The organism is Paraliobacillus sediminis (assembly GCF_003426055.1).
In genome coordinates this window covers 1,273,706-1,295,813 of record NZ_QJSI01000002.1, presented here as the reverse complement: position 1 = coordinate 1,295,813, position 22,108 = coordinate 1,273,706, and the positions used below count along the sequence as shown (strand labels likewise).

The window sequence follows — 22,108 nt, the reverse complement described above, 5'->3', positions numbered from 1 at the left end:
CATTTTCAGTTTGTACACAGAAGTATTCTGTTTTTTGAGAGGATTAAATAAATGATGCCAAAATTAAACGTGCAAAAGATTGGACTGGATAAAACCTTTTTCTATAATCTAAGTTTATTTATTATGTTTTCTGGAAGTGTAGTAACGATACAACTGTACCCATCTTATTTAGCTATGATTCTATTAATTGTAAGTTTGTTTATTATGATGTACTTTTTTCGGAATTTAAAAAATATAGTACTGACATGCTGTGCATTTATAGTTGGTTTTATGCTGTTTCAAATTATTCAAAAACCTTTGATTATGTGGGTAATGGAACAGGGTTTCTCACTCGAGATTGCAAAGATTTCTACTAGACTTCTTCTCGTTATTTATATTCTCTTGCTATTATCAACAGCACTTATTGATGATAAGAAGCCAATCCACTTTTGGAGAATGGGTGATTTTAAAGCGCGGATTTCTTTCCCTTGGATATGGAGGGGGTTTGACCATCCTCCCATTTGGTTTTTTATTAGTATTTTTTCCATTATTACAAGTGTCATTTTTATAGTGACTATTAATGTATTGCCAAATGTGAACTTTACTAGGGAGCTTCTATTGTATAGCTTATTATTTGCAGGAGTAAATGCACCTTTAGAAGAAGTGATGTGGAGAGGATTTATTTTAAGTCGATTTACTGAATCGATGGGAGTCGTCTCAGCTTTAATTGTGACTAGTTTCAGCTTCGGATTGTACCATTATGCTCTAGGTATACCAATACTTGCTTGTTTGGGATTTGGCTTAGGAAGTATCTACATGACAGGATTAACACTGAAATCTGGTGGTCTACTACCTGTAATTATTTTTCATTTCGTCATAAACTTCTGGATGTTTATGAGTGGCACTATTATGTAGTGAAGCCGTGGGGAGGATTTACTGCTCAAAAACGTACCCACCAAAATTAATAAACTCATTTGAATTCTGTTCATACGGTGTTATGCTATTCGTATAACTAACATATATTTAGGGGGATTTTATTGGAAATCATGGAATTATTATCGATGTATATATTGGTTTTTTTACTTGCTGCTATGCCATTTGTAGAAGCGATCATTTTAACGCCAATCGCGACTTATGCAGGCCTAGCATTTATTCCAGTATTGTTATTGGCGATATTAGGTAATTTATTGACTGTTTATATTGTGATTATCTTTGTTGACAAAATCAAGGCATGGCGAGAGAAAAATGGGAAGTACGACAATAAGCGTTCCATTCGTGCCAGGAAACTATGGAAAAAGTACGGTCCGCCTGGCTTAGCTCTTCTTGGGCCATTTTTTGTTGGAAGCCATTTATCCGCATTTTTGAGTTTAGCCTTTGGTGGGTCCAAAAAACAAGTCACAATTTGGATAACTATCAGTGTGACAGCATGGAGTACATTTTTTGGCCTGTTAGCATATTTCGGCATTGATTGGTTGAATATAGATAATCAATTCATTGAACAGATATTTGATAACAATGCTTCTTAATTATGATCAGCTGTACATACAGTGAAACGTGATGATCTAAGAAAAACATTCAGTTGTTATGTACGAGACTAGTCATGTTATAATGAACAACTTAGGGTAATGATGACTTTTGCTGATAATGGAACGGATGCAAAGAAATGCCTCCGACTAATGATATATATGGAGGTGTAAGAGAATGAATAAACGATGGACAATTGATAAAATTAAAGATTTTGTTGAGAAGAATTCAGATAGTAAGTTGTTAACAACGGAATATCATGGTTTTTCTCAAAACTTGTTATTCACATGTTCTTGTGGTAACAATTTCGAAAAAAACTTCACGAAATTCAAAAATAAAAACCAACGCAAATGCGACGTATGTCAACCGCCAAAAGCGTCACGTTAAACGAATAGCTAATGAAAAGCGCTGATTTCTATTAATTAGAAGTTGGTGCTTTTTTTATGATAAGGAAAATAACCACAATAGTGTATAATGAAATACATCTAGATTAAAAGGACTTTTTTGTGAAAGAGGGGACTACATATGCCATATTGCAAAGTTCGCCAAGCAGACATACATTATAAAGATTTTGGGGAAGGGATACCAATTATAATGCTACATGGTTATTCTCCCGACCATAGATTAATGACTGGATGTATGGAGCCTGTTTTTTCAAAGAGAGATGGTTGGAGGCGTATTTATATTGATCTGCCAGGTATGGGAGTAACGAAAAATTATAGTGATATAAGTAGTTCGGATGACATGCTGGATGCTGTTTTAGAATTTATTCAAGCTATCATTCCGAATCAATCATACTTAATTGCTGGAGAATCTTATGGCGGTTACTTAACTCGAGGCGTTATTCAAAAGCAAAAAGAAAAGGTACTCGGTGCGGCATTTATTTGTCCCGTAATTATACCGTCAGCAGAAAAAAGAACAGTTGAAAAACATAAAATATTAAACATAGAAAAAAGTTTTATTGAAAAATTATCAAAGGAAGAATTAAAAGGTTTTAGTAGCAATAATGTTGTGCTTGATGCATACACTTGGCTAAGATACAACCAAGAAATTTTAAGTGGTTGTGAAATTGCGGATGAAAAGTTTTTAGATAAGGTTCAGAGTAAATATGGCTTTACTTTTGAAATTGATCAGTCTGATTTTGATAAACCTAGTGTTTTCTTCTTAGGAAGACAAGACGCAACTGTTGGATTTAAAGATGCCCTTGATCTTATAAACAAACATCCACGAGGAACTTTTGCTATATTGGATAAAGCGGGTCACAATTTACAAATGGAACAACCACAAATTTTTAATAGTTTAATAAATGAATGGTTAGATAGAATTGAAGTGTCTATTAAACATAGCTGAAAGGATACTTCACTAACATTAGCTAAAGATAATTATATTGAAAAAAGGAAGTGATAGAATGAATAAAAAAATTTGGTCTTTATTTGTTTTTTCATTTATTATTCTTTCAGGATGCAACCTTTTAAGTGCTACAGATCCTGAATTTTCGAGAGAAAAATATGATAAATGGTATGAAAAAGAACAGTATGACTTAGCTTTAGAAGATGTGAATCAACGATTGGAAAAATACCCTGAAGATCCAATACTGTATAACGAGAAAGGTTATGCTCTGAATTTTATTGGGCAATATGAAGAAGCAATACAATCACTAAACAAAGCAATTGAACTGGATAACCAAATGGATGGTGCATTTAATAACAAGGCTTTGTCATTAAATGAACTAGGCGAATACGAACAAGCCATTGTTGCTGGACAAAAAGCGATTGATATTAGTGACAAGGAACCAGAACAATTTATCAACATGGGAAATGCGCATTATATGCTTGAAAGGTATGAAAAAGCGCTAGAGTATTATGATAAAGCTTTAGCAATCGATGCTAGTGCACCTTATGCGCTATATGGAAAAGGCGTTTCGCTTTACTTTTTATACGAAGATGAAAAAGGAATCCCTTATTTAGAACAATACATAAAAGCCTATCCCGAAGATATCGACGCATTATGGTATCTGGTCTACCTCCATGATTCTTTAGAGGAATATAGTGATACGATTCCATATTTAAACAAGATTATTGAGTTTGAGTCAGAACAACCAGTAAATGCTTTAGATTATAAAGGCTTAATGCTTACACATGCGGGTAATTTTAAAGAAGCTGAAGAAGTTTATAACACTGTTATTGAGCAATTTCCAAATGAAGCAATTGGATATTACGGAAAAGGTGTAGCACTTGTGCAACAAGGAGAGATAGATTCCGGATTGGAGGGATTAGCTAGATCGATAGAATTAAACGATACATTGAAGGATACAGCATACAATGATCCACTATTATCGAGCATTTATGATAATGAGACATTTATTGAGTTGACAGAGTATTAATTAGAGTAGATTATTTCTTATTGTACTATAGTCCTCAGAGCAAGGCTGATTGAAATAAAGTAAGTGCTAGATAGCCCACTCCTAGTTATTAGACATTATTATTCTGTGATTTTTAACAATTATCTTTTATATGCTTTATGTTTTTTTATAATTTATTCTTGCATAAACTAATCTAATTAGTTAAAATACTAATTAGATTAGTTTATGTTGTTGAAGGAGGATTATAAAACGTGAAAATGACCAGTAAAGTGAAATTACATCAAATATCTTTTATGCCCCGGTTATTTCCAGTTAACTGTTATTTGGTAGAGGAAGAACATAACGTTACATTGATTGATGCAGCTATGCCTTACTGTACCAAAAAAATTCTGTTAGCTGCCCGAAAAATTGGAAAGCCGATCACGAACATCATCTTGACACATGCTCATAGTGATCATGTTGGTTCGTTAGATATGCTAAAAGCAAGTATACCGGAATTATGTGTTCATATCTCAACGAGGGATGCACGTTTATTGGCTGGTGATACTACTTTACTTCCGACTGAATTAGACAGCCCAATTCGTGGAGGAGTACCGAAAAGAATTCAAACACAGCCAGATGTTTTGCTCTCGGAAGGTGATCGAATCGGTTCTTTGGAAGTGATTGCTTCACCAGGTCATACACCAGGATCCATTACCCTTCTCGACATACGAAATGGTAGCTTGGTGGTGGGAGATGCTATGCAAACTCGAGGGGGCATAGCTGTCTCGGGCATCATGAAGCCCTTATTTCCTTTTCCAGCCTTGGCCACATGGAATAGAGAAGAAGCTTTAGTAAGTGTTCAGAAACTAAGAGCATTAAATCCCAGTTTAATAGCTGTAGGACATGGTAATATGTTAGAAAGTCCTGAAGCACACATGGATAGGGCTATTGAAGAAGCCAAGCGACAGCTAATATCATAAATAAGGAAGTGAAAAAAATGGTTAGTAGAACAAAGTTGGATAGAACCATCATCCTTGAAAAGGCAACGGAGTTTATTGATCTGCATGGACTTGACCAACTCTCCCTTAATTTGCTAGCTCAGGAGTTGCATATTAAACCACCATCCTTATACAACCACTTTGATGGTTTACAGGGCGTGAAACAGGAATTAGCAATTTATGGTACAGAACAACTTTATGTTAACATGTTGCCAGCTGCAATTGGGAGAACAGGTGATGAAGCTGTTCGTGCACTCTCTCGGGCGTATATTGACTTTGCAAAAATTCATCCCGGACTTTACGATGCGACCAATCGTATTCCAGATAGTACGGACAAAAAACTACAGGATGCGCAGAACGCCATATTGAATCTTGTAGTGCAAGTCCTTCAAGATTACCAATTAGAAGAAGACATGATCGTTCACATCGTGAGAGGTTTGAGAAGTATTTTACATGGTTTTAGTTCATTAGATAGAACTGGAGGCTTCCAAATGTCTGTTAATCTTGAAAGTAGCTTCTCCATTTTAATCGATACTTTTATCGAAGGTATTCATTCAATGGTTCAAAAGCAAGGGAGATCAGATTAAGAAGTAAAGTAATGATAAGAAAATGGGGGAGACACAAGGATTTAGAGAAAATATTATAATCAAACTAATATCTCCTAACTCTGTTCACCTTTAATCTCTTAAAACTTTTATCAACTTCATTAAATGTTACATTAGTAAATGAGGAAAAAACTAGGAGTTAGTAAGAAAGGAGAAGTGGATTAATATGACAAGAATTAGATTTAGTATTCTCTCATTTGTAATCTCGGGAATTGCGTTTGCAATATACCCAATTATTCGTCCGTTCTCTGATGAGTTAACCATGCGAGGAGCCGTAGCTTTTGCATCTACCGAATGGATGATAGCGCATATACTAGCAATGATTGCTTTCACTTTCCTACCAATAGGGTTTCTAGGAATACAGAAATCTTTAGAAAAGACAACCACAAATTCACCAGCATATTCAGCAGTCATACTATCAATAATAGGAATAGGTTTCACACTACCTTACTATGGTGGAGAGACATTTGGACTACATGCAATAGGATATGAGGCTTTAAAACAACAGAATGAAAGTTTAGTTGGTCTAGAAACTATTGTACGCTCAGGTCCAGGTCTCATTATGTTTATTATTGGACTCGTCCTGCTTGCAATTTCATCTATTATTGTTGCAATAACACTTTGGAAATCTGCAAAAATCTTAAAATGGAGTGGTGTTCCCCTAGCGATAGGAATGACATTGTATTTACCTCAATTTATGGTCGAACAACCTTTTCGTGTTTTACACGGTATTTTAATCGCTGTTGGATGCCTATTGATAGCTTGGGAATTAAGTAATCAAATAAAGTTGAGTAAAAGTAACATATGAAGATCTTTACTCAACAAGTATTGTAAACGGTATAAGTAATGCCCGAATGCTACCCTAATAAATAACGGTCACAATATCTTTTCTTTAGTTACGTATTTAAATATGAATTGCAAAGATAAATACATTACGATGAAATTGACAAGGAGACCAAATGAATACACATCCCAATTCATAATTCTTTTAGAAAATAAATTTGGAATAATGAATGAAGTACCATCTTCAATATATAAAGTTAAAAAGGCATCTGGAAAACCATACGAATAAACATATATAGATGTGTGTAAATGTGTAGGAGATGTATCTGGAATTACCAATATGAAGAGAACAATCAAAATAACAGAACTCCAGAGAATTAAGTTATTATATTTCTTCCCCCAACCTCTATTTCTATATAGAACAAACATGAAGATAAATGCGCCAACAATTGCAATCCAACTAAATTTTTCAGGATCAACACCAATAGTGAAAAAAACAAGATGAGTTATAAAAGTCAAAATTGTTCCAAATATAAAAAATATTAAGTAAAAACGTAGTGATTCTAAAACTATTTTCATTTTTTCTACCGCCTAAACTTCTTAATTGAAAAAAGAAATAATAGTTAAATTGGATTATATGTAACCGTATTCTATCATACATTTTTGGGTTTTTGTATAAATTTACCTGTTGTAATATTAATGATTTTAGCGATCCAATTAGACTTAGCACAAAACACAATAAGATATGACACTACCAGCAATTTGCTTGGTAGTGTCATTAGGATGGAAATACATGTGTGTTTTTTGTATGAGTAGTTAATTATAAAATCATCCCCGAAATTAATACCTATAAGCACCTTCGCATGTATCAGCGATAGGTTCGTAATAACAATGTTGTTTAAATTGTCCGGTAAGTGGTTGACCGTACCATGTTGGAGGACATTCACCATATGGATTAAAATACCAAAGTGCATACTTGGAAGGATGTTCTCGCCAATATTTTAAGGTTTTTTCGGCCAATCTTTTCTCTACACCTCTTGCTCTATTATAAAAAACATTCCCTTTTTGCACTGCTTCAAAAGAATAATTCCCTCCTTGAACTTGAAAAATCACATCACGTATTGTTCTTAAATCTTTAAAATCTAAACAATTAGCTTTTGCTCGATTTACAATTACATTGCCAACCATAAGCATTCCTTGTTTCCCTTCACCCTCGGCTTCGGCTCGCATCATCCTTGCAACTAAATCAACGTCACTGTCTGTATATTTTACTCTCGTCACTTTGCATCACCTCTACGAAAATTATATTTTTTAAAACCAACAGAAATGCACAGCAGTCCTATTTGATGGAGAAAGGTTCAAAAACATACCAATTATGCGACTAAATCGCAATTGAATTGGTCTTTATATTTTCCTTTATACCAAAAACTCCTTGTGTGTTAGCATATGAAAGCTCATAGAAATTCGTACCAGAAATTGATTTGCAGGTGTTTGTAATAGAACGAGATGATCTAGGTGTTTACGGTAAATTTCATACAAAGTGAATAGATGATTTTAATTAAATGAAAAGATGTTTTGACTAATAAGGTATTCCTGAAGTTTGTGGACAAAAAATCAAATAGGTGTTAGTGGAATTAGACTAGGGCAATGGGTTTTCTATCATACTAGCATATAAAAAATAAAAGAAGTTCTTGAAAGACATAACAGTAAAGTGTCAAGCGTTGATTTCTGTACTAGAAAGTTGAAGGGGGATAATGAATAATAAAAATTTTGTTTGCACCTTTAATTTAGGACGTTATGGATGTCGAGTCACTAAGATAAAAACACTATTAGATCGGAGAACAATTAAAATAGAAACTTTTTTCAAAATCATACATTTTAATAAATTACGATATGTACAGTCGACTTTGTAACTAGATTAAATACTACCACCTTTAACTGGAAATGTGGTACGATTATCATCACCTTAGCAAATGTAACCGCTAAATATATATAGAAAAATTACCGATAGGAGAATTAATTTTGAAGCCAAAAATTTCAGATGTTGCTAAAGTTGCTGGTGTCTCACCAACAACTGTTTCCAGAGTTTTAAATAATCGAGGTTATATAGGAGAAAAGACTAGAATAAAAGTTGATGAAGCAATGAAACAACTTAATTACTTTCCTAATGATGTTGCAAGGTCCCTGTTTATAAAGAAAACATTCTTAATTGGTGTTATTTTTCCAACTACCACGAATCCTTTTTATGGACAACTTGTTTTTCATTTAGAAAATATCGCAGCATCTTTAGGATATAAGATTTTGCTGTGTAATAGTCTAGGGCAAGAGGATAAAGAGAGAAGCTATTTAAGGATGCTTCAAAGAAATCAAGTGGACGGGATCATAGCTGGTGCTCATAATCGAGGAGTCGAGGAATATGATATACCTACTCTCCCTGTTGTTGGGGTTGATCGCTATTTATCAGATAATATTCCTGTTGTTTCAAGTGATAATTATGATGGTGGAAGACAAGCCACAGAGTTATTAATTCGTAAAGGTTGTAAAAATATTATTCATATTAATGGTCCGATTTATTTAGAAACTCCAGCTAATTTAAGAAGAAAGGCATATGATGATGTTATGCGGGAGAATCAATTAACTCCTAAAACTTATGAAACAAAAGGGGATAATCAAGAAGTCATTAAGCAATTATTCGATGAAAATCCGCAAGTAGATAGTATTTTTGCCAGTGATGATTTAATTGCCGCAGCAGTCATGAGAGAAGCTAAAATCAGAAAAATAAATATCCCTTCTGATGTTAAGGTGATTGGTTATGACGGAACAGAGACAACTAGATTGTTACTGCCTGAATTAAGTACGATTCAACAACCGATAAGAGAAATTGCTGAGAAGACTATTGAAATCTTACTGAAGGAAATAAATGGTGAAGCGGGTCATAGTCAGATGGAAACCAACTTACCTGTTAGGTTGATAGAAAGTGAGACAACCTAACAGAGGGGGTCCTTTTTATTAAATCTTTCAATTGATTTGACTTTTTTTTATGAATGTATGTCATCCGGTTGACATGTGGTACCGGATGACATACAATATAAATGTAGGCGGTTACAAACGATATAGGGAGGTAATTAGAAATGAAAAAAGTTATAATTACGACTATTTTAATTTTGATGGCAATTATTGTTACAGCATGTGGTAGTGAGGATGAATCTTCGGGAGCAGGTGGTAATGAAGTGTCCATGTGGGTTCACACTTCAGATGAAACGCCTGAAGGGGAAGCAATGCAAAATACTATTGATCGATTTAATGAAGAGTTTGAAGGAACATACTCCGCTAAGATTGAGTTTATACCAAGGAGTGGTGCTGGTGGCGGATACGAAGATAAAATTAATGCCGCTTTAACAACTGATACATTACCGGATATTTTAACTTTGGATGGACCTAATACAGCGGCATATGCCGAGGCCGGAATGATTGCGCCAATTGGTGATTATGTAACAAATAAAGATGATTTATTGCCGAGTATTATTCAACAAGGTACCTATGATGATCAATTATATGCTGTAGGGTATTCGGAATCTGGTGTTGGGATATTCTATAATGAGCAAATGTTAGAAGAAGCAGGTATTGATTTATCTACTTTACCAACAGTTGAAGAACCGTGGGATTGGAATCAATTTATGGATTTAAGTGAAACGTTAGTTGATGCGCATGATGTAGCTGCGATTGATATGGGATTTGATGATAATAGTGAATGGTTAATGTACGCATTCTCGCCATTTTTATGGTCACAGGGTGGAAACATAGTGTCTGAAGACGGATCGACAGCGGAAGGTTATTTTAATGATGAAAACGCTGTTAAAACATTTACATTTATTCAGGATTTTGTTGAAGAGGGGTACACGACAATTACTCCAGTTGAAAAAGGATTTCATACTGGTGAGTACCCGATGAAGTTTGGTGGATCATGGACAATTGCAGAAATGGAAGACTATCCAGATGTAGAATATGGTGTTATGCCATACCCAACTTCTCCAGATACAAACGAGTTAGTTTCTCCATCAGGAAGTTGGCAGTATGCAATGGCTGCTTCATCTGAAAAGCAGGAAGCGGCTGGTGCGTTGATTGATTTCATGACTTCTACAGAATCTTTAACGGAAATCACTTTAGCAAATAGTGTGCTTCCGGCATCTCATTCAGTGGTTGAAGCGGTGCAAGATAAAGTTTCACCTCAAATGAACGTCTTGATTCAACAGAACGCAAACTCGGCTCATGCTCGACCAGTTTTACCGAATTATCCACAAGTTAGTAGAGTTTTCCAACAGGCAATAAGTGATTCCCTTTACTATGAAGAAAATGATGATATCCAAAAATTGTTAGATGATAAGACTGCTCAAATAGAAAAAGCATTGAAATAGTAGATAGGTTATTCCGACTTTGAATATTTCATAGTCGGAATACTCAAAAGGAGTTTTGACTAATGAATACTAATAAAAGAGAAACTTTAGCAGCATACTCATTTTTAACACCTGCACTAATATTATTAGGAACTTTCCTAGTTATACCTGCCTTGATGGCCATTTATTATGCTTTTACGGATTATTATTTATTAACACCAGATCAGCGTCAATTTGTAGGATTACAAAATTTCATTGAAATCTTTAAAGATCCTACTTTTATACAAAGTTTAAAAAATATCGCGCTATTTGTTGTTTTCGTCATACCCCTTCAAGTAGGTGCAGCTTTGGGATTAGCATTATTAATTAATAAACCAAGAAAAGGAAATATGTTTTTCAAGGTAGCTTACTTTTCTCCGGTAGTTTTGTCATTAGTTGTTATATCCGTACTGTGGTTGTATCTCTTAAACCCATCAGAAGGTTTGATTAATAGCTTAATAGCGAATATCGGAATTGATCCGCAGCCATTTTTAAGTAGTCCAAAGCAAGCGATGTTGACCATTGTTTTTGTTTCTGCTTGGCAGGGTGCTGGCTATCAGATGTTAATTTTTCTAGCAGGTCTTCAGAATATTCCAGCTACAGTTTATGAAGCGGGGAAAATTGACGGTGTGAACAAATGGCAAAACTTTTTTCATATTACGTTGCCTTTGTTAAAGCCAACTTCTGTATTAATTATGATTACGACATTGATTTCTGCCTTTAAATTAATTATCCAACCAATGGTTATGACACAAGGTGGACCAATGAATTCTACGATGACACCTGTCTATTATATTTACCAAACGGGATTCTCTGACCGAATGATTGGATACGCGAGTGCGATGACTGTTGTTTTTGGGATAATAATCGGAATTGTAACACTGTTGCAAAGTAGATTAACGAAGGGGGATGACATGTAATGAATAAGAAGCTTAAAAAGTCACTTGAATATTTTTTACTGATTTTGTTAGCTTGTATATTTATCATGCCTTTGATATGGATGATCGTCTCTTCAATGAAACCTGAAGCAGAAATTTATCTTGATATGGGCGGGATACGATCCGTGCTTCCCTCACTTGATTATTCTAAATGGTTTCTAACATATAAAGAATTATTTTCAAGATTTAATGTTCCTCAATATGTACTCAACAGTTTGATCTATGCAGTAACAATAACTGTAGGATCTATTGTAGTTAATGCAATGGCCGGTTTTGCTTTTGCTAAATTTGAGTTTAGAGGGAAGAAAATATTATTCGGTATATTACTCGTGTTGTTAATTGTGCCAATTGAAACAATAATCATTACTCAGTTTACTGTGGCGCATACTTTAGGGATTCTTAACACACGATTAGCAGTTGTTTTACCGATGATGGGGAACCTGTTTTTTATTTACCTGTTTCGTAACTTTTTTAAGGCTGTACCAGATGAAATTATTGAATCTGTCAAATTGGATGGGGCAAACAATTGGATAATCTTTTGGAAGATAGTACTACCAATGTCTAAACCTGCAGTTGCTACTGTTGGAACGTTATCATTTATCGCAAGTTGGAATGATTACTTATGGCCATTAATGGTACTGACAGATACAGAAAAGTTTCCACTGCAAGTAGCTATTGCAAACATAAATACAACCGATCCAGTTTATACCAATCAGGTAATGGCAATTCTTACAATTTCAACAATACCACTAATTATCGTTTATATCCTTGCGCAGAAATATATACTTCAGGGAATAGGTGGTTCTGGAACCGGAATTAAATAGAAAGAAATTAGTATAGAGGTTCAAAAAGTCACCAAATGATAAGCGGCGCATCTCTTCGTTGGCTTGTTCTTCCGGTCCTTAGAAACTTCGCCGTCTTGATCTGCTTGCTTCTAATTTACCGATTTTTTGAACACACACTTATAGGGGGATAACAATGTACACACTAAAAAAAGCGAATACTTACATCGAGGAAAATAGAGAGCGTGTAATAGCTGATTATAGAAATGATTATCATTTAATGGCACCAATTGGCTGGATTAATGATCCGAACGGGTTTATTTATTACAAAGGTGAATATCATCTGTTTTATCAATACTATCCGTATGAATCAGTGTGGGGCCCAATGCATTGGGGGCATTCAAAAAGTAAAGATTTAATAAGTTGGGAAGCAGTTCCAGTGGCTCTAGCTCCAGATCAAACGTATGACAAAGATGGTTGCTTTTCTGGTACAGCTATTGAAAAAGATGGAAAAATCTATCTGATGTACACTGGACATATTCTGGGTGAGACAGAAGAAGATACGAGACAAGTGCAATGTATCGCCGTATCCTCAGATGGCATTAACTTTGAGAAGGTTAAACAAAACCCAGTTATAACTGAAGCTGATTTACCTAAAAATGCAAAGCCACAGGATTTCAGAGACCCAAAAGTAATTAAAAAAGGAGATTTCTATTATTCTTTGATTGCTTCAAAAGCAGAAGATGGCGGAGGTCAAATTCTACTTTATAAATCTGTTGATTTACTAGACTGGGAGTTTGTTTCAGTTATGTTAAAAGGGACAAAAGATGAAGGGCCAATGTGGGAATGCCCTGATATATTTGAATTAGACGGCAAAGACGTTTTACTATTTTCTATAGATGGATTACCTAAAAAGGATAATAACTTCCTAAATACGCACTCTGTTCTCGCTATTACTGGGAAAATGAATTGGGAAAATGGGATTTTTGAAAAAGAAACAGAGGAAGAATTAGATTACGGTCTAGACTTTTATGCCCCCCAAACGATTGAAGATGACAAAAATAGAAGAATCATGATCTCTTGGATGCAAATGTGGGGAAGAAACATTCCAACAGAGACGAAGCAACATGGTTGGGCTGGATCGATGACGTTACCAAGGGAACTTTTTATTAAAAACAAACATGTCTATCAAAGACCTGTTTCAGAAATCAGAAATTACTATACGAATAAACAAAGTTACAATACTATTAAATTATCAGATGAAGCAAAAGAGTTTGAAACGTTATCAGCTCAAGTTAGTGCCATCGAATTAGTAATAGATGTAAAATCCGGAAAAAGACTCGACTTAGAAGTTCGGTCCAATGTGGATGAAAAAACACTGTTAACCTATGATTGTGATACAAATATTTTAGAGTTAAATCGGATAAATAGTGGGATCAAATTGATTGGTAAGGAAGAAGAACTTGTGTTTAAGCGCTCCGTTTATTGCGAGCCAGACAACAATAAAATCGATTTAGAAATTTTCCTAGATAGGGCATCGATAGAAGTATTTGTAAATCAGGGCAAATACACGTTAACTTCTACTATATATCCAACAAAAAAGGCGGATAATATAAAAATTACCGCTGAAGGCGAAGTTGAGATTATTCGTCTAGATAAATGGGATATAGAGGTTTAATGATGAAAAAAGTATATACAATTGGCGAGGCTCTAATCGATTTTATTCCGCACGAAGTAGGCGTTCCTATGAGTGAGGTCGACAGTTTCAAAAAGTCACCTGGGGGCGCACCTGCTAATGTTGCAGCTACGATTGCAAAACTGGGAGGAAAGAGTGCTTTTATTGGTCAAGTTGGAGAAGATATGTTTGGCTACTACTTAAAAAAAGTGTTAGCTGAAAATAATGTAGATGTTACCCACATGTTACACACGAATAAAGCCAACACGGCATTAGCATTTGTTGCGTTAAAACAGGGTGGCGAACGAGAATTTGCTTTTTACCGGAAACCTAGTGCTGATATGCTGTTAGAAAGTGATTATATAAAAACGATTACCTTTACGGACAATGATATCTTACATTTTTGCTCTGTTAGTTTAATTGAAAGTGAAGTTAAATATGCACATATTGAAGCAATCAATAAAATGAAGGAACAAGGCGGACTAGTCGTATTTGATCCTAATGTAAGAAAGAACCTTTGGGATGATCAAGCATTATATGCAGAAACGATTCAAGCGTTTATTCCTTATGCGGATGTATTAAAAGTAAGCGATGATGAACTAAGCTTTATTACGGGGAAAGATACAGTAGAAGAAGGAATTAAACATCTTTTGTCTAAACCTATACAGTTATTAATACTAACAAAAGGCAAGGATGGCGTGACGTTTTTTATAGGTGAAAAGGCAATAAGTGTGTCAGGATTTGATGTGCAGACGATTGATACGACTGGAGCAGGAGATGCGTTCATTGGCGCATTCTTATATCAATTTTCATCTATAGATAAAAAAATCCTAGACTTAACTCGAGCTGAATTATTTGAAATGGGGACTTACGCTAATTCTGTGGCAGCAATGGTCACAATGAAAAATGGTGCGATTAGTGCATTACCAACAGCGGAGGAAGTATCAAATTTTCTTTTTGAAAATAAATAATGAAGTGGTTTTAATCAAACTTCGTTTAAAAACAAATCGTAAGCCTTTACATGAACTTTATAGCATGCTATATTGGAGTCATAGATTATATATATAACTTATGGATTGTTACTGATTAGCAGGCAAAACCTAAGTTGCTTTAAGGGGTGGAAGGAGTTTCTTCTAATTTCTTAAGCAACTTAGGTTTTTTTATTGCCATAGGTTTATATATAATATATTCACTTATTTCATTACATAATAGGTGAAAGACTGCTAGATCAAATAATTTTATGAGGTGATAATTATGTCAAACGTATTTCCAAAAGGATTCTTATGGGGTGGCGCTACTGCTGCTAACCAATTTGAAGGCGGATTTCATGAAGGCGGTAAAGGGCTTAATTTAGCAGACGTACTACCTGGTGGCAAAGAAAATAGACTTAAGCTTTTATCAGATACTGGCTTTGATTTTGAAATGGATAAATCCAAATATACTTATCCTAATCACGAAGGTATTGATTTTTATCATCGTTATAAGGAAGATATCGCTTTATTCGCAGAAATGGGCTTTAAAACATTTCGTTTGAGTATTGCATGGTCACGTATTTTTCCAAATGGTGATGAATTAGAGCCAAATGAAGAAGGCTTAGCGTTCTATGATCGAGTCTTTGACGAGCTTGCAAAATATAATATTGAACCATTAGTAACAATTGCGCATTATGAAACGCCATTACACCTTATTAAAGAATATGGTGGCTGGAGAAATAGAAAACTGGTTGACTACTTTGAGCGTTATGTAACGGTTCTTTTCAATCGCTACAAAGATAAAGTGAAATATTGGTTAACATTTAATGAAATAAATGGTGCTACACACATGCCGATACTTGGACTAGGTTTTTCACCTAAAAATGAAGAAACACGTCTTCAAGAAAGCTTCCAAGGACTGCATCATCAGTTTGTTGCAAGTGCAAAAGCTGTCCAATTGGGGCATGAGATTATTCCTGAATCACAGATTGGTTGTATGCTAATCTATGCACCGGTTTATGCGTTTGATTCTAATCCGGAAAATGTTACGTTTGCACAGGAAGAGGCTCGTATATTCAATAATTTCTGTGGAGATATCCACGTTCGTGGTGAATATCCAACCTTTACTAACCGTTACTTTAAAGAAAACAAAATAGAATTAGATATACTAGATGGAGACTTAGAGTTAATTAAAGAAGGCACAGTAGATTTCATTTCATTCAGTTACTACATGTCTCGTACGGATAAGAAAAATAAAACACCTGAAGAAATTGGACAGGGAAATTTAATTGGTGGCGTGAAGAATCCATTCCTAAAAGCAAGTGATTGGGGCTGGGAAATTGATCCAGAGGGTCTTCGTATTGCTTTAAATGAATTATATGGTCGTTATCAAGTACCGTTATTTATTGTAGAAAACGGATTAGGTGCTTATGACAAGGTCGAAGAAGATGGATCGATCAACGATGATTACCGTATCGACTACTTACGTGGACACATTAATGCAATGAGAGAAGCGATTAAGGATGGCGTCGAAGTGATGGGTTATACGTCATGGGGATGTATCGACTTAGTAAGTGCCTCTTCAGGTGAAATGTCTAAACGTTATGGTTTCATTTATGTGGACAAGCATGACGATGGCAGCGGATCATTAGAACGCAGTAGAAAAAAATCATTCTTCTGGTATCAAAATGTAATTGCAACAAATGGAGAAGAACTGTAACCCGCACGTTGGAAGGGGAGGCAGTGGACGGTTCTCTGCTTCCTTCAGATTTTTTATACTATAAAGGTACCTGGTAAATCAAATGGACGAATGTCTTTTGAACTTATCAGGTACCTTTTTTTGTGTGGAAATATACGCACTTTAAAATCGAACATTCGTTCTTTAATGATGATTTTTTTATGGTATAATCTAGTAAGATAATGTTCTGTTAAGGAGAGGTCGGCTAACCCCACTTGAAAGGGGGTTGCCTATGGGTATGTATAAAAGTTTTAGGCTGCTGTTTGGTTTTGGCACCTTCTTGATTGCACTACTCGCATTGATCGCAACGTTGATCAATAGAAAATAGACCTCCCTATTTACCCACAAGTGACTAGGTGAGGTCTATCGCTAGATAGCCGATCCCCTGGGGGAACCGCTTATCTATAAACCACAGTTGACGCTGTGGTTTATTAGTATATGATTAGCTTACTAAAATTATAACATATTGCATTAAAAATGGAAATATAAAGGATTAAAGCTAGCGTGACCGATTTTGGAAGATATACAAATATTAAAAGGCAGAATTCGATTGAAAATCACGTTTATTCGCTCAAAACACGTTATATGATCAGCGTGACAGGCTAATAAATTACAATTTGATTCTTCCCTTTATCTTTTGCGTCATACAAGGCTCTGTCTGCTTTTTCAAGCATTGCTTTCATATCTGATTCATTTAAAAATGAAGCACCGCCAATCGATACACTCACTTTTATTGGGTACGAAATGTCTTCCTGAATCTTGATCTTATTGATATTCTTAATAATTCTTTCTGATACATAACTTAACTCTTCATTTGAAGTTTCGGGTAAAATAATGGCAAATTCATCGCCACCTATTCGAGCACATGTGTCGGAGTCACGGGTAGTTTCAAGAAATACCACCGAAATTTCTTTTAATACGAGGTCACCTATTGTATGTCCATAAGTATCATTTAATCCCTTAAAGTCGTCTATATCAACATACAATACAGATAAAGAACTATTATTTCGATTGGAACGTTTCATTTCTATTTGAAATTCTTTATCAAAGTACCTTCTATTGTACAAATTTGTTAGTGAATCAGTATGTACGCGTTTTTTTAACTGTATTTCCAGAAGCTTTTGTTTTGTTATATCAACATGGCGTATTACAATTCCTTCGATACCATATTCATTTTCCTTCATTCTTGTTGCTTGCATAGTAAACCAGCGTTTAACATGAGGGGAATGACATGGATATTCATGCGTGAAATAATCAAGTTCACAGCTAATAATTGCATGTAAACCGTTCGAAACTTTTGTGTTTTCTTTCGAGACTTGCATGTAATTTGCCCCAACACCAAGCTTTGATGAATCTCCACTATTACTCTCGGCAAAATTCATCCATTCATCGTTAGTGTAAATAATTTTACCTGAATGATCAAGTAAACATATCTGATCTTTTATTGAATTCAAGATAGAAGAACTAATTTCTATATCCATTCAATATCCCCACCGTTTCTTTTAAAATGAGGAGATTAAGTTCTGTAACATCCTCTGCCTACCTTGATATCTATAAAGTTACCTTTAGGATATTACCCTAGATCATTGGCTTAAAACATTTTTGAAATCTTTAAGTCTATATTTTATCATAAAAAAGAAAAATGCCTAATGAAGTTGCCTCATTTGTGGTGACCAATTTTGCTTGAAGATATACAATAGAAGGTAGAAGAGTAAAAAGGGGGCTTTTATATGAGTGAGCAAGCACCGATCGTAATCATTGGCGCGGGGCTGTCTGGGATCATGGCTGCATTAACTCTAAAGGAAAAGGGTTGTCAGAACATCATCCTAGTGGAGAAGAGCCGAAGCGTTGGTGGCAGAATGGCAACACGTAGAATTGAAAAAGGCAAGGTCGATCATGGCGCACAATTTTTCACAGTACGAACTAAAAAGTTCCAAGCGTTTGTTGACGAGTGGCTAGAAAAAGGTAGCGTGAAGCATTGGTTTGGCAACGATTATCAGCGTTATATGAGCGTTGATGGTATGAATGCTTTTGCAAAAAAGCTAGCAGAGGATATTTCAGTACGTTTGCAAACAAGAATTACAGTAATTAAGAAAAATGCCACTGGATACACGCTTACAACAGGTGAGGGTGAAACAATTGATGCCAGGGCTGTTATTGTGACAGCACCAGCCCCGCAGGCGAAGACATTGCTTGAAAACAATGACTTACAGGTGGATGCGAAAGTTTTACAGAAGCTTGACGCGATTGTCTTCCAGCCATGCTTTGTTGGTTTATTTCATTTGCAACAGCCAACAAATTTACCGAACAATGGGCACCTTGATAGTGAATTACCAGATGGTGTGTTGCGTATTGTTGACCACGAGAAAAAAGGGATTTCGGAAATGCCAACTATCAGCGTCTATATGACTGGTGATTGGAGCAAAGCGCATGATGATAGGAGCGATGAAGCAATTTTAGAAAAGATAAAGCAGGTAACAAATGCGTATTTGGATGTTGACTCTGTTATTTCGAGTCAACTGAAAAAATGGCGTTATGCAGAGGCAGTTCAATTTTTGCGCGAGCCTTTTCTGAATACGAACCTTGAACATCCTTTATTAGTAGCAGGTGATGCATTTCTTCATCCACAGGACATAGCGAACCGCACGCGTTTAGAAAGTGCATTCATTTCAGGTGTTACGGTTGGTGAAGAACTGGAAATATTACTTAAATAAGGATTATGTGGGTACAATTAAGGGTAGATCAACATAGAAAGAGCCTTATCCTAGGATAAGGCGATATGTTATGATATTTATAGAATAAAGATGGCGTACGTTTGAAGTGGATGGCTATGCTCTAAAATAGTAATAGGAGAGTTCAATATGTTAATTCAATGCACGAAAAAGCTTTTAACTGAGTTAAAGCTAAAGCCAACAGTGGCTACAGAAGAAGAACCGTTATTTTCTTGGCATGCGAATATTTTGACAGTGAATCGTAGGAAGACGCTTGTACTGATGAATGATAGTAATCGCTATATTATTGTGCTTTATGGATTAAAGGCAAAGGATTTCAAAAAAATAGATGAGTTGATCGTGCAAGCTATTCGTGAAATATATCAAAAAGAGAACATAAAGGAAGAAGTTATTGAGGCGTTTATTGCTCAGTCTAAAGAAATAACTTTTACTTCGACAAAAAACAGACAAAGCGTTGCTAGACTAAATAAAGCGTGTGAGAATGTCTACGTTATGGAAGATGATCTAGATCAAAATTCGATGTATCAAGTTGCTTTAAGTAAGCGGGCAAGTCGTTTGATTGTTGGAAGTGGAAATAATGAATATGTAAAGCCAAATGAAGCGTTATGTAGTGATTTAGAAGGGTTGGCAAAGGGACCAATTTATTATTCAGAAGCGATTGTTCTTAAAGTGACACTGGAACTGAAGAATGCTTCTATTTGGCGTCGAATCGTTGTTCCAAAGCGTATGACTTTCCCAGATTTACATAAGACACTACAAAGAATATTTAACTGGCATGATTATCATCTGCATAACTTTGCTATTTTTGCAGGTAAACCATTTGATCCTGACAGAATGAAATCAAAGGAAAATCGCATACCGGTTGCCAATATTGTTTGCGATGAAGAGTTTCTTGAACATGATTCGGACATCCCTGAAAAAATAGAAACTGGGGAAAGGATTTCAGATTATCTTCCGGCTGAAATAACATACATCTATGACTTTGGCGATGATTGGCGGCACAACATTGTTGTTGAAGATTTTATCAATGACTATGATCTAAGTCATCCGACATGTTTAGCGGGCGAAGGCGATGCACCACCTGAAGACGTTGGTGGAGAACATGGTTATGAAATGTTTCTGGAAATTATCGAAGATCCAACACATCCAGACCATCAGCACATGGAAAGCTGGGGGGAAAGTCAAGGATACGAAAAATTTGATATCGAAATGACAAATCGAAGACTGAAGTATATCTAAGGAAGCAGGGGACGGTTCTCTGCTTCCGTCAGACTTTTTTTGCAGTTCGATATCTTTATGAAATGATTTTTTCTCTAAGTAAATTGGAAGGTACCTGGTATTTCAAATGGGCAAATGTCTTTTTTGAATACTAGGTGCTTTTTTAAAAAAATAGTTATTAATACTTCACAATTGTTGTGATACCACATGCTGTTACATACTTTTTATGACTTAATTCTTCTACCCATTTTTTAGGGTTTAACTGATAAGTTCCATTATTATTTTGGTATATTAAACGGCTAACATTAATTAGAATTGGTTTAGGCTCATCCAGCAATCTTCTCTGATAACTCTCAAAATCGTGTTGATTTGGAAAATGTACAAGTTCCAAAACTTCTCCTTCTTCCATGTATTTTTCAAGATACAATAAAAATAATCGATTAGCAGCACCAGAGATTTCATACATGTATGGCAAGGTAAAAACTTCTTTGACCATATCTCCCCATCCATCTACTTCGCTCACCGTCAGGCTTATAAAATCTTCCATTGAATCAAAGACAGTACGATTATTATACGTTTGAATTTCATCAGGTATTATAAAAGGTTTGGATGACGCTAAAAATGTAATTGCAGACATAGTTCAATCACCTACATTGTATTATTTGTTGAACAATCTCCTAAATATTTACGATCCATTTTTCATTATCTTATCAGATCTGTGTACTCTTAAAAATAGAAGCACCATGGACACCACGACAAAAAACACCCAATAACTGACATTGTATACGGCCAATGCTATTGCAATAACTGACAATAGTATAGCCGAAATTAATCCAGACACTACTTTTACATCTTTCAAAACTTTGTAATTCATAATTTGCATCTCCTTTGATAAAGATCTGAAGTTAAAGGGAGCACACTAGACATTAAACTAAAATCCCTACTTAATGATTAGCATTTCGTTATTATCAAATTCCCAATTAGCAGCATAAGCTACTTCCCAATGATAACCATCTGGGTCTGAAAAATAGCCACTATAACCACCCCAAAAAACATATTCGGGAGACTTCACTATTTTCCCTCCTGCTTTTTCAGCTTGCTTCATTACTTCATCTACTTCTTCAACTGAAGTCGCATTATAAGCAAAGGTAATACCCGAAAATCCCTTGCTAGGAAGTTGTTCTTTTTGATTTATGTCTTTTGATAATTCCACTAATGGATAGAGAGCCAATTTGGTTCCTTTATTGTTAAAGAATACAATACCAGGACTTTTCTCGTTAACAGAAGTTTCAAATCCTAAACCATCTCTATAAAAGATTAATGATCTATGCAAGTCATTTACACCCAAGGTTATTATGTTAATCCTGTTCATTCTATACACGCTCCCA

Annotated in this window: 23 protein-coding genes; 18 read left to right on the top strand and 5 right to left on the bottom strand. The window is 35.2% G+C overall.

Annotated elements, in window-relative coordinates:
* The first annotated feature begins 51 nt into the window (after positions 1–51).
* From D2K60_RS12590 to D2K60_RS12555, 8 genes are all read left to right on the top strand, one after another.
* The gene (locus D2K60_RS12590) at positions 52–894 is read left to right on the top strand and encodes a CPBP family intramembrane glutamic endopeptidase (RefSeq protein WP_117170318.1); all 843 of its coding nucleotides are present in this window, start codon (positions 52–54) and stop codon (positions 892–894) included.
* Positions 895–1,025: 131 nt separating this feature from the next.
* Entirely contained in the window at positions 1,026–1,505 is a 480-nt protein-coding gene (locus D2K60_RS12585) for a small multi-drug export protein (protein WP_240335342.1), read from the top strand.
* Between the two features lie 175 nt (positions 1,506–1,680).
* Positions 1,681–1,890: a hypothetical protein gene (locus tag D2K60_RS12580; RefSeq protein WP_117170316.1), complete on the top strand. Its 210-nt coding sequence runs from the start codon at positions 1,681–1,683 to the stop codon at positions 1,888–1,890.
* Between the two features lie 138 nt (positions 1,891–2,028).
* Positions 2,029–2,853 carry an alpha/beta fold hydrolase gene (locus tag D2K60_RS12575; RefSeq protein WP_117170315.1) on the top strand — a complete coding sequence of 275 codons (825 nt, stop codon included), beginning with the start codon at positions 2,029–2,031 and terminating at the stop codon, positions 2,851–2,853.
* 58 nt (positions 2,854–2,911) lie between these two features.
* Positions 2,912–3,886 (top strand): tetratricopeptide repeat protein, encoded by a 975-nt coding sequence (locus D2K60_RS12570; RefSeq protein ID WP_117170314.1) that lies wholly within the window; start codon positions 2,912–2,914, stop codon positions 3,884–3,886.
* A 230-nt stretch (positions 3,887–4,116) separates the two neighbouring features.
* On the top strand, positions 4,117–4,827 hold the full coding sequence (locus tag D2K60_RS12565; protein WP_117170313.1) for an MBL fold metallo-hydrolase: 711 nt from the start codon (positions 4,117–4,119) through the stop codon (positions 4,825–4,827).
* Between the two features lie 17 nt (positions 4,828–4,844).
* Complete coding sequence (locus D2K60_RS12560; protein WP_117170312.1) at positions 4,845–5,432, top strand: TetR/AcrR family transcriptional regulator; 588 nt, start codon at positions 4,845–4,847, stop codon at positions 5,430–5,432.
* Positions 5,433–5,616: 184 nt separating this feature from the next.
* Complete coding sequence (locus tag D2K60_RS12555; RefSeq protein ID WP_117170311.1) at positions 5,617–6,258, top strand: hypothetical protein; 642 nt, start codon at positions 5,617–5,619, stop codon at positions 6,256–6,258.
* Between the two features lie 68 nt (positions 6,259–6,326).
* Here the strand turns inward: D2K60_RS12555 and D2K60_RS12550 are convergent, their stop codons facing one another.
* On the bottom strand, positions 6,327–6,812 hold the full coding sequence (locus tag D2K60_RS12550) for a hypothetical protein (protein WP_117170310.1): 486 nt from the start codon (positions 6,810–6,812) through the stop codon (positions 6,327–6,329).
* A gap of 261 nt (positions 6,813–7,073) precedes the next feature.
* The gene (locus tag D2K60_RS12545; RefSeq protein ID WP_117170309.1) at positions 7,074–7,514 is read right to left on the bottom strand and encodes a cell wall hydrolase; all 441 of its coding nucleotides are present in this window, start codon (positions 7,512–7,514) and stop codon (positions 7,074–7,076) included.
* A 741-nt stretch (positions 7,515–8,255) separates the two neighbouring features.
* Between D2K60_RS12545 and D2K60_RS12540 the strand changes: the two genes are divergently transcribed.
* The 8 genes from D2K60_RS12540 to D2K60_RS20985 all read left to right on the top strand — a co-directional run bounded on the left by D2K60_RS12540 (position 8,256) and on the right by D2K60_RS20985 (position 17,098).
* On the top strand, positions 8,256–9,224 hold the full coding sequence (locus tag D2K60_RS12540) for a LacI family DNA-binding transcriptional regulator (RefSeq protein ID WP_117170308.1): 969 nt from the start codon (positions 8,256–8,258) through the stop codon (positions 9,222–9,224).
* A gap of 140 nt (positions 9,225–9,364) precedes the next feature.
* Positions 9,365–10,648, top strand: a complete 1,284-nt coding sequence (locus D2K60_RS12535) for an ABC transporter substrate-binding protein (RefSeq protein WP_117170307.1) — start codon at positions 9,365–9,367, stop codon at positions 10,646–10,648.
* Between the two features lie 62 nt (positions 10,649–10,710).
* Positions 10,711–11,586, top strand: coding sequence for a carbohydrate ABC transporter permease (locus D2K60_RS12530; RefSeq protein ID WP_117170306.1), 876 nt, complete (start codon positions 10,711–10,713; stop codon positions 11,584–11,586).
* Positions 11,586–12,428, top strand: a complete 843-nt coding sequence (locus tag D2K60_RS12525; protein ID WP_117170305.1) for a carbohydrate ABC transporter permease — start codon at positions 11,586–11,588, stop codon at positions 12,426–12,428. The genes D2K60_RS12530 and D2K60_RS12525 overlap by 1 nt, the downstream gene beginning before the upstream one ends.
* A 154-nt stretch (positions 12,429–12,582) precedes the next feature.
* Positions 12,583–14,064 carry a glycoside hydrolase family 32 protein gene (locus D2K60_RS12520; RefSeq protein ID WP_117170304.1) on the top strand — a complete coding sequence of 494 codons (1,482 nt, stop codon included), beginning with the start codon at positions 12,583–12,585 and terminating at the stop codon, positions 14,062–14,064.
* 2 nt (positions 14,065–14,066) lie between these two features.
* The gene (locus D2K60_RS12515) at positions 14,067–15,032 is read left to right on the top strand and encodes a carbohydrate kinase family protein (RefSeq protein WP_117170303.1); all 966 of its coding nucleotides are present in this window, start codon (positions 14,067–14,069) and stop codon (positions 15,030–15,032) included.
* Positions 15,033–15,315: 283 nt separating this feature from the next.
* Positions 15,316–16,752 (top strand): glycoside hydrolase family 1 protein, encoded by a 1,437-nt coding sequence (locus tag D2K60_RS12510; RefSeq protein WP_117170302.1) that lies wholly within the window; start codon positions 15,316–15,318, stop codon positions 16,750–16,752.
* A 250-nt stretch (positions 16,753–17,002) separates the two neighbouring features.
* Positions 17,003–17,098: a putative holin-like toxin gene (locus D2K60_RS20985; protein ID WP_117170301.1), complete on the top strand. Its 96-nt coding sequence runs from the start codon at positions 17,003–17,005 to the stop codon at positions 17,096–17,098.
* 274 nt (positions 17,099–17,372) lie between these two features.
* Here the strand turns inward: D2K60_RS20985 and D2K60_RS12500 are convergent, their stop codons facing one another.
* Entirely contained in the window at positions 17,373–18,251 is an 879-nt protein-coding gene (locus tag D2K60_RS12500; RefSeq protein WP_117170300.1) for a GGDEF domain-containing protein, read from the bottom strand.
* Positions 18,252–18,500: 249 nt separating this feature from the next.
* Between D2K60_RS12500 and D2K60_RS12495 the strand changes: the two genes are divergently transcribed.
* A complete protein-coding gene (locus D2K60_RS12495; protein ID WP_117170299.1) occupies positions 18,501–19,484 on the top strand; it encodes an NAD(P)/FAD-dependent oxidoreductase in 984 nt (327 codons plus the stop codon).
* Positions 19,485–19,631: 147 nt separating this feature from the next.
* Positions 19,632–20,741, top strand: a complete 1,110-nt coding sequence (locus D2K60_RS12490; protein ID WP_117170298.1) for a plasmid pRiA4b ORF-3 family protein — start codon at positions 19,632–19,634, stop codon at positions 20,739–20,741.
* 157 nt (positions 20,742–20,898) lie between these two features.
* Here the strand turns inward: D2K60_RS12490 and D2K60_RS12485 are convergent, their stop codons facing one another.
* Both D2K60_RS12485 and D2K60_RS12475 read right to left on the bottom strand, forming a co-directional pair.
* Positions 20,899–21,357, bottom strand: coding sequence for a hypothetical protein (locus D2K60_RS12485; protein ID WP_117170297.1), 459 nt, complete (start codon positions 21,355–21,357; stop codon positions 20,899–20,901).
* Between the two features lie 303 nt (positions 21,358–21,660).
* Positions 21,661–22,092, bottom strand: a complete 432-nt coding sequence (locus D2K60_RS12475; protein ID WP_117170295.1) for a VOC family protein — start codon at positions 22,090–22,092, stop codon at positions 21,661–21,663.
* Positions 22,093–22,108 lie beyond the last annotated feature (16 nt).

Bases quoted from the DNA above. Each gene is read 5' to 3' on its own strand.
- D2K60_RS12590 (WP_117170318.1), top strand. From the start codon at position 52: ATGATGCCAAAATTAAACGTGCAAAAGATTGGACTGGATAAAACCTTT.
- D2K60_RS12585 (WP_240335342.1), top strand. From the start codon at position 1,026: ATGGAATTATTATCGATGTATATATTGGTTTTTTTACTTGCTGCTATG.
- D2K60_RS12580 (WP_117170316.1), top strand. From the start codon at position 1,681: ATGAATAAACGATGGACAATTGATAAAATTAAAGATTTTGTTGAGAAG.
- D2K60_RS12575 (WP_117170315.1), top strand. From the start codon at position 2,029: ATGCCATATTGCAAAGTTCGCCAAGCAGACATACATTATAAAGATTTT.
- D2K60_RS12570 (WP_117170314.1), top strand. From the start codon at position 2,912: ATGAATAAAAAAATTTGGTCTTTATTTGTTTTTTCATTTATTATTCTT.
- D2K60_RS12560 (WP_117170312.1), top strand. From the start codon at position 4,845: ATGGTTAGTAGAACAAAGTTGGATAGAACCATCATCCTTGAAAAGGCA.
- D2K60_RS12555 (WP_117170311.1), top strand. From the start codon at position 5,617: ATGACAAGAATTAGATTTAGTATTCTCTCATTTGTAATCTCGGGAATT.
- D2K60_RS12550 (WP_117170310.1), bottom strand. From the start codon at position 6,812: ATGAAAATAGTTTTAGAATCACTACGTTTTTACTTAATATTTTTTATA.
- D2K60_RS12535 (WP_117170307.1), top strand. From the start codon at position 9,365: ATGAAAAAAGTTATAATTACGACTATTTTAATTTTGATGGCAATTATT.
- D2K60_RS12530 (WP_117170306.1), top strand. From the start codon at position 10,711: ATGAATACTAATAAAAGAGAAACTTTAGCAGCATACTCATTTTTAACA.
- D2K60_RS12525 (WP_117170305.1), top strand. From the start codon at position 11,586: ATGAATAAGAAGCTTAAAAAGTCACTTGAATATTTTTTACTGATTTTG.
- D2K60_RS12520 (WP_117170304.1), top strand. From the start codon at position 12,583: ATGTACACACTAAAAAAAGCGAATACTTACATCGAGGAAAATAGAGAG.
- D2K60_RS12515 (WP_117170303.1), top strand. From the start codon at position 14,067: ATGAAAAAAGTATATACAATTGGCGAGGCTCTAATCGATTTTATTCCG.
- D2K60_RS12510 (WP_117170302.1), top strand. From the start codon at position 15,316: ATGTCAAACGTATTTCCAAAAGGATTCTTATGGGGTGGCGCTACTGCT.
- D2K60_RS20985 (WP_117170301.1), top strand. From the start codon at position 17,003: ATGGGTATGTATAAAAGTTTTAGGCTGCTGTTTGGTTTTGGCACCTTC.
- D2K60_RS12500 (WP_117170300.1), bottom strand. From the start codon at position 18,251: ATGGATATAGAAATTAGTTCTTCTATCTTGAATTCAATAAAAGATCAG.
- D2K60_RS12495 (WP_117170299.1), top strand. From the start codon at position 18,501: ATGAGTGAGCAAGCACCGATCGTAATCATTGGCGCGGGGCTGTCTGGG.
- D2K60_RS12490 (WP_117170298.1), top strand. From the start codon at position 19,632: ATGTTAATTCAATGCACGAAAAAGCTTTTAACTGAGTTAAAGCTAAAG.
- D2K60_RS12485 (WP_117170297.1), bottom strand. From the start codon at position 21,357: ATGTCTGCAATTACATTTTTAGCGTCATCCAAACCTTTTATAATACCT.
- D2K60_RS12475 (WP_117170295.1), bottom strand. From the start codon at position 22,092: ATGAACAGGATTAACATAATAACCTTGGGTGTAAATGACTTGCATAGA.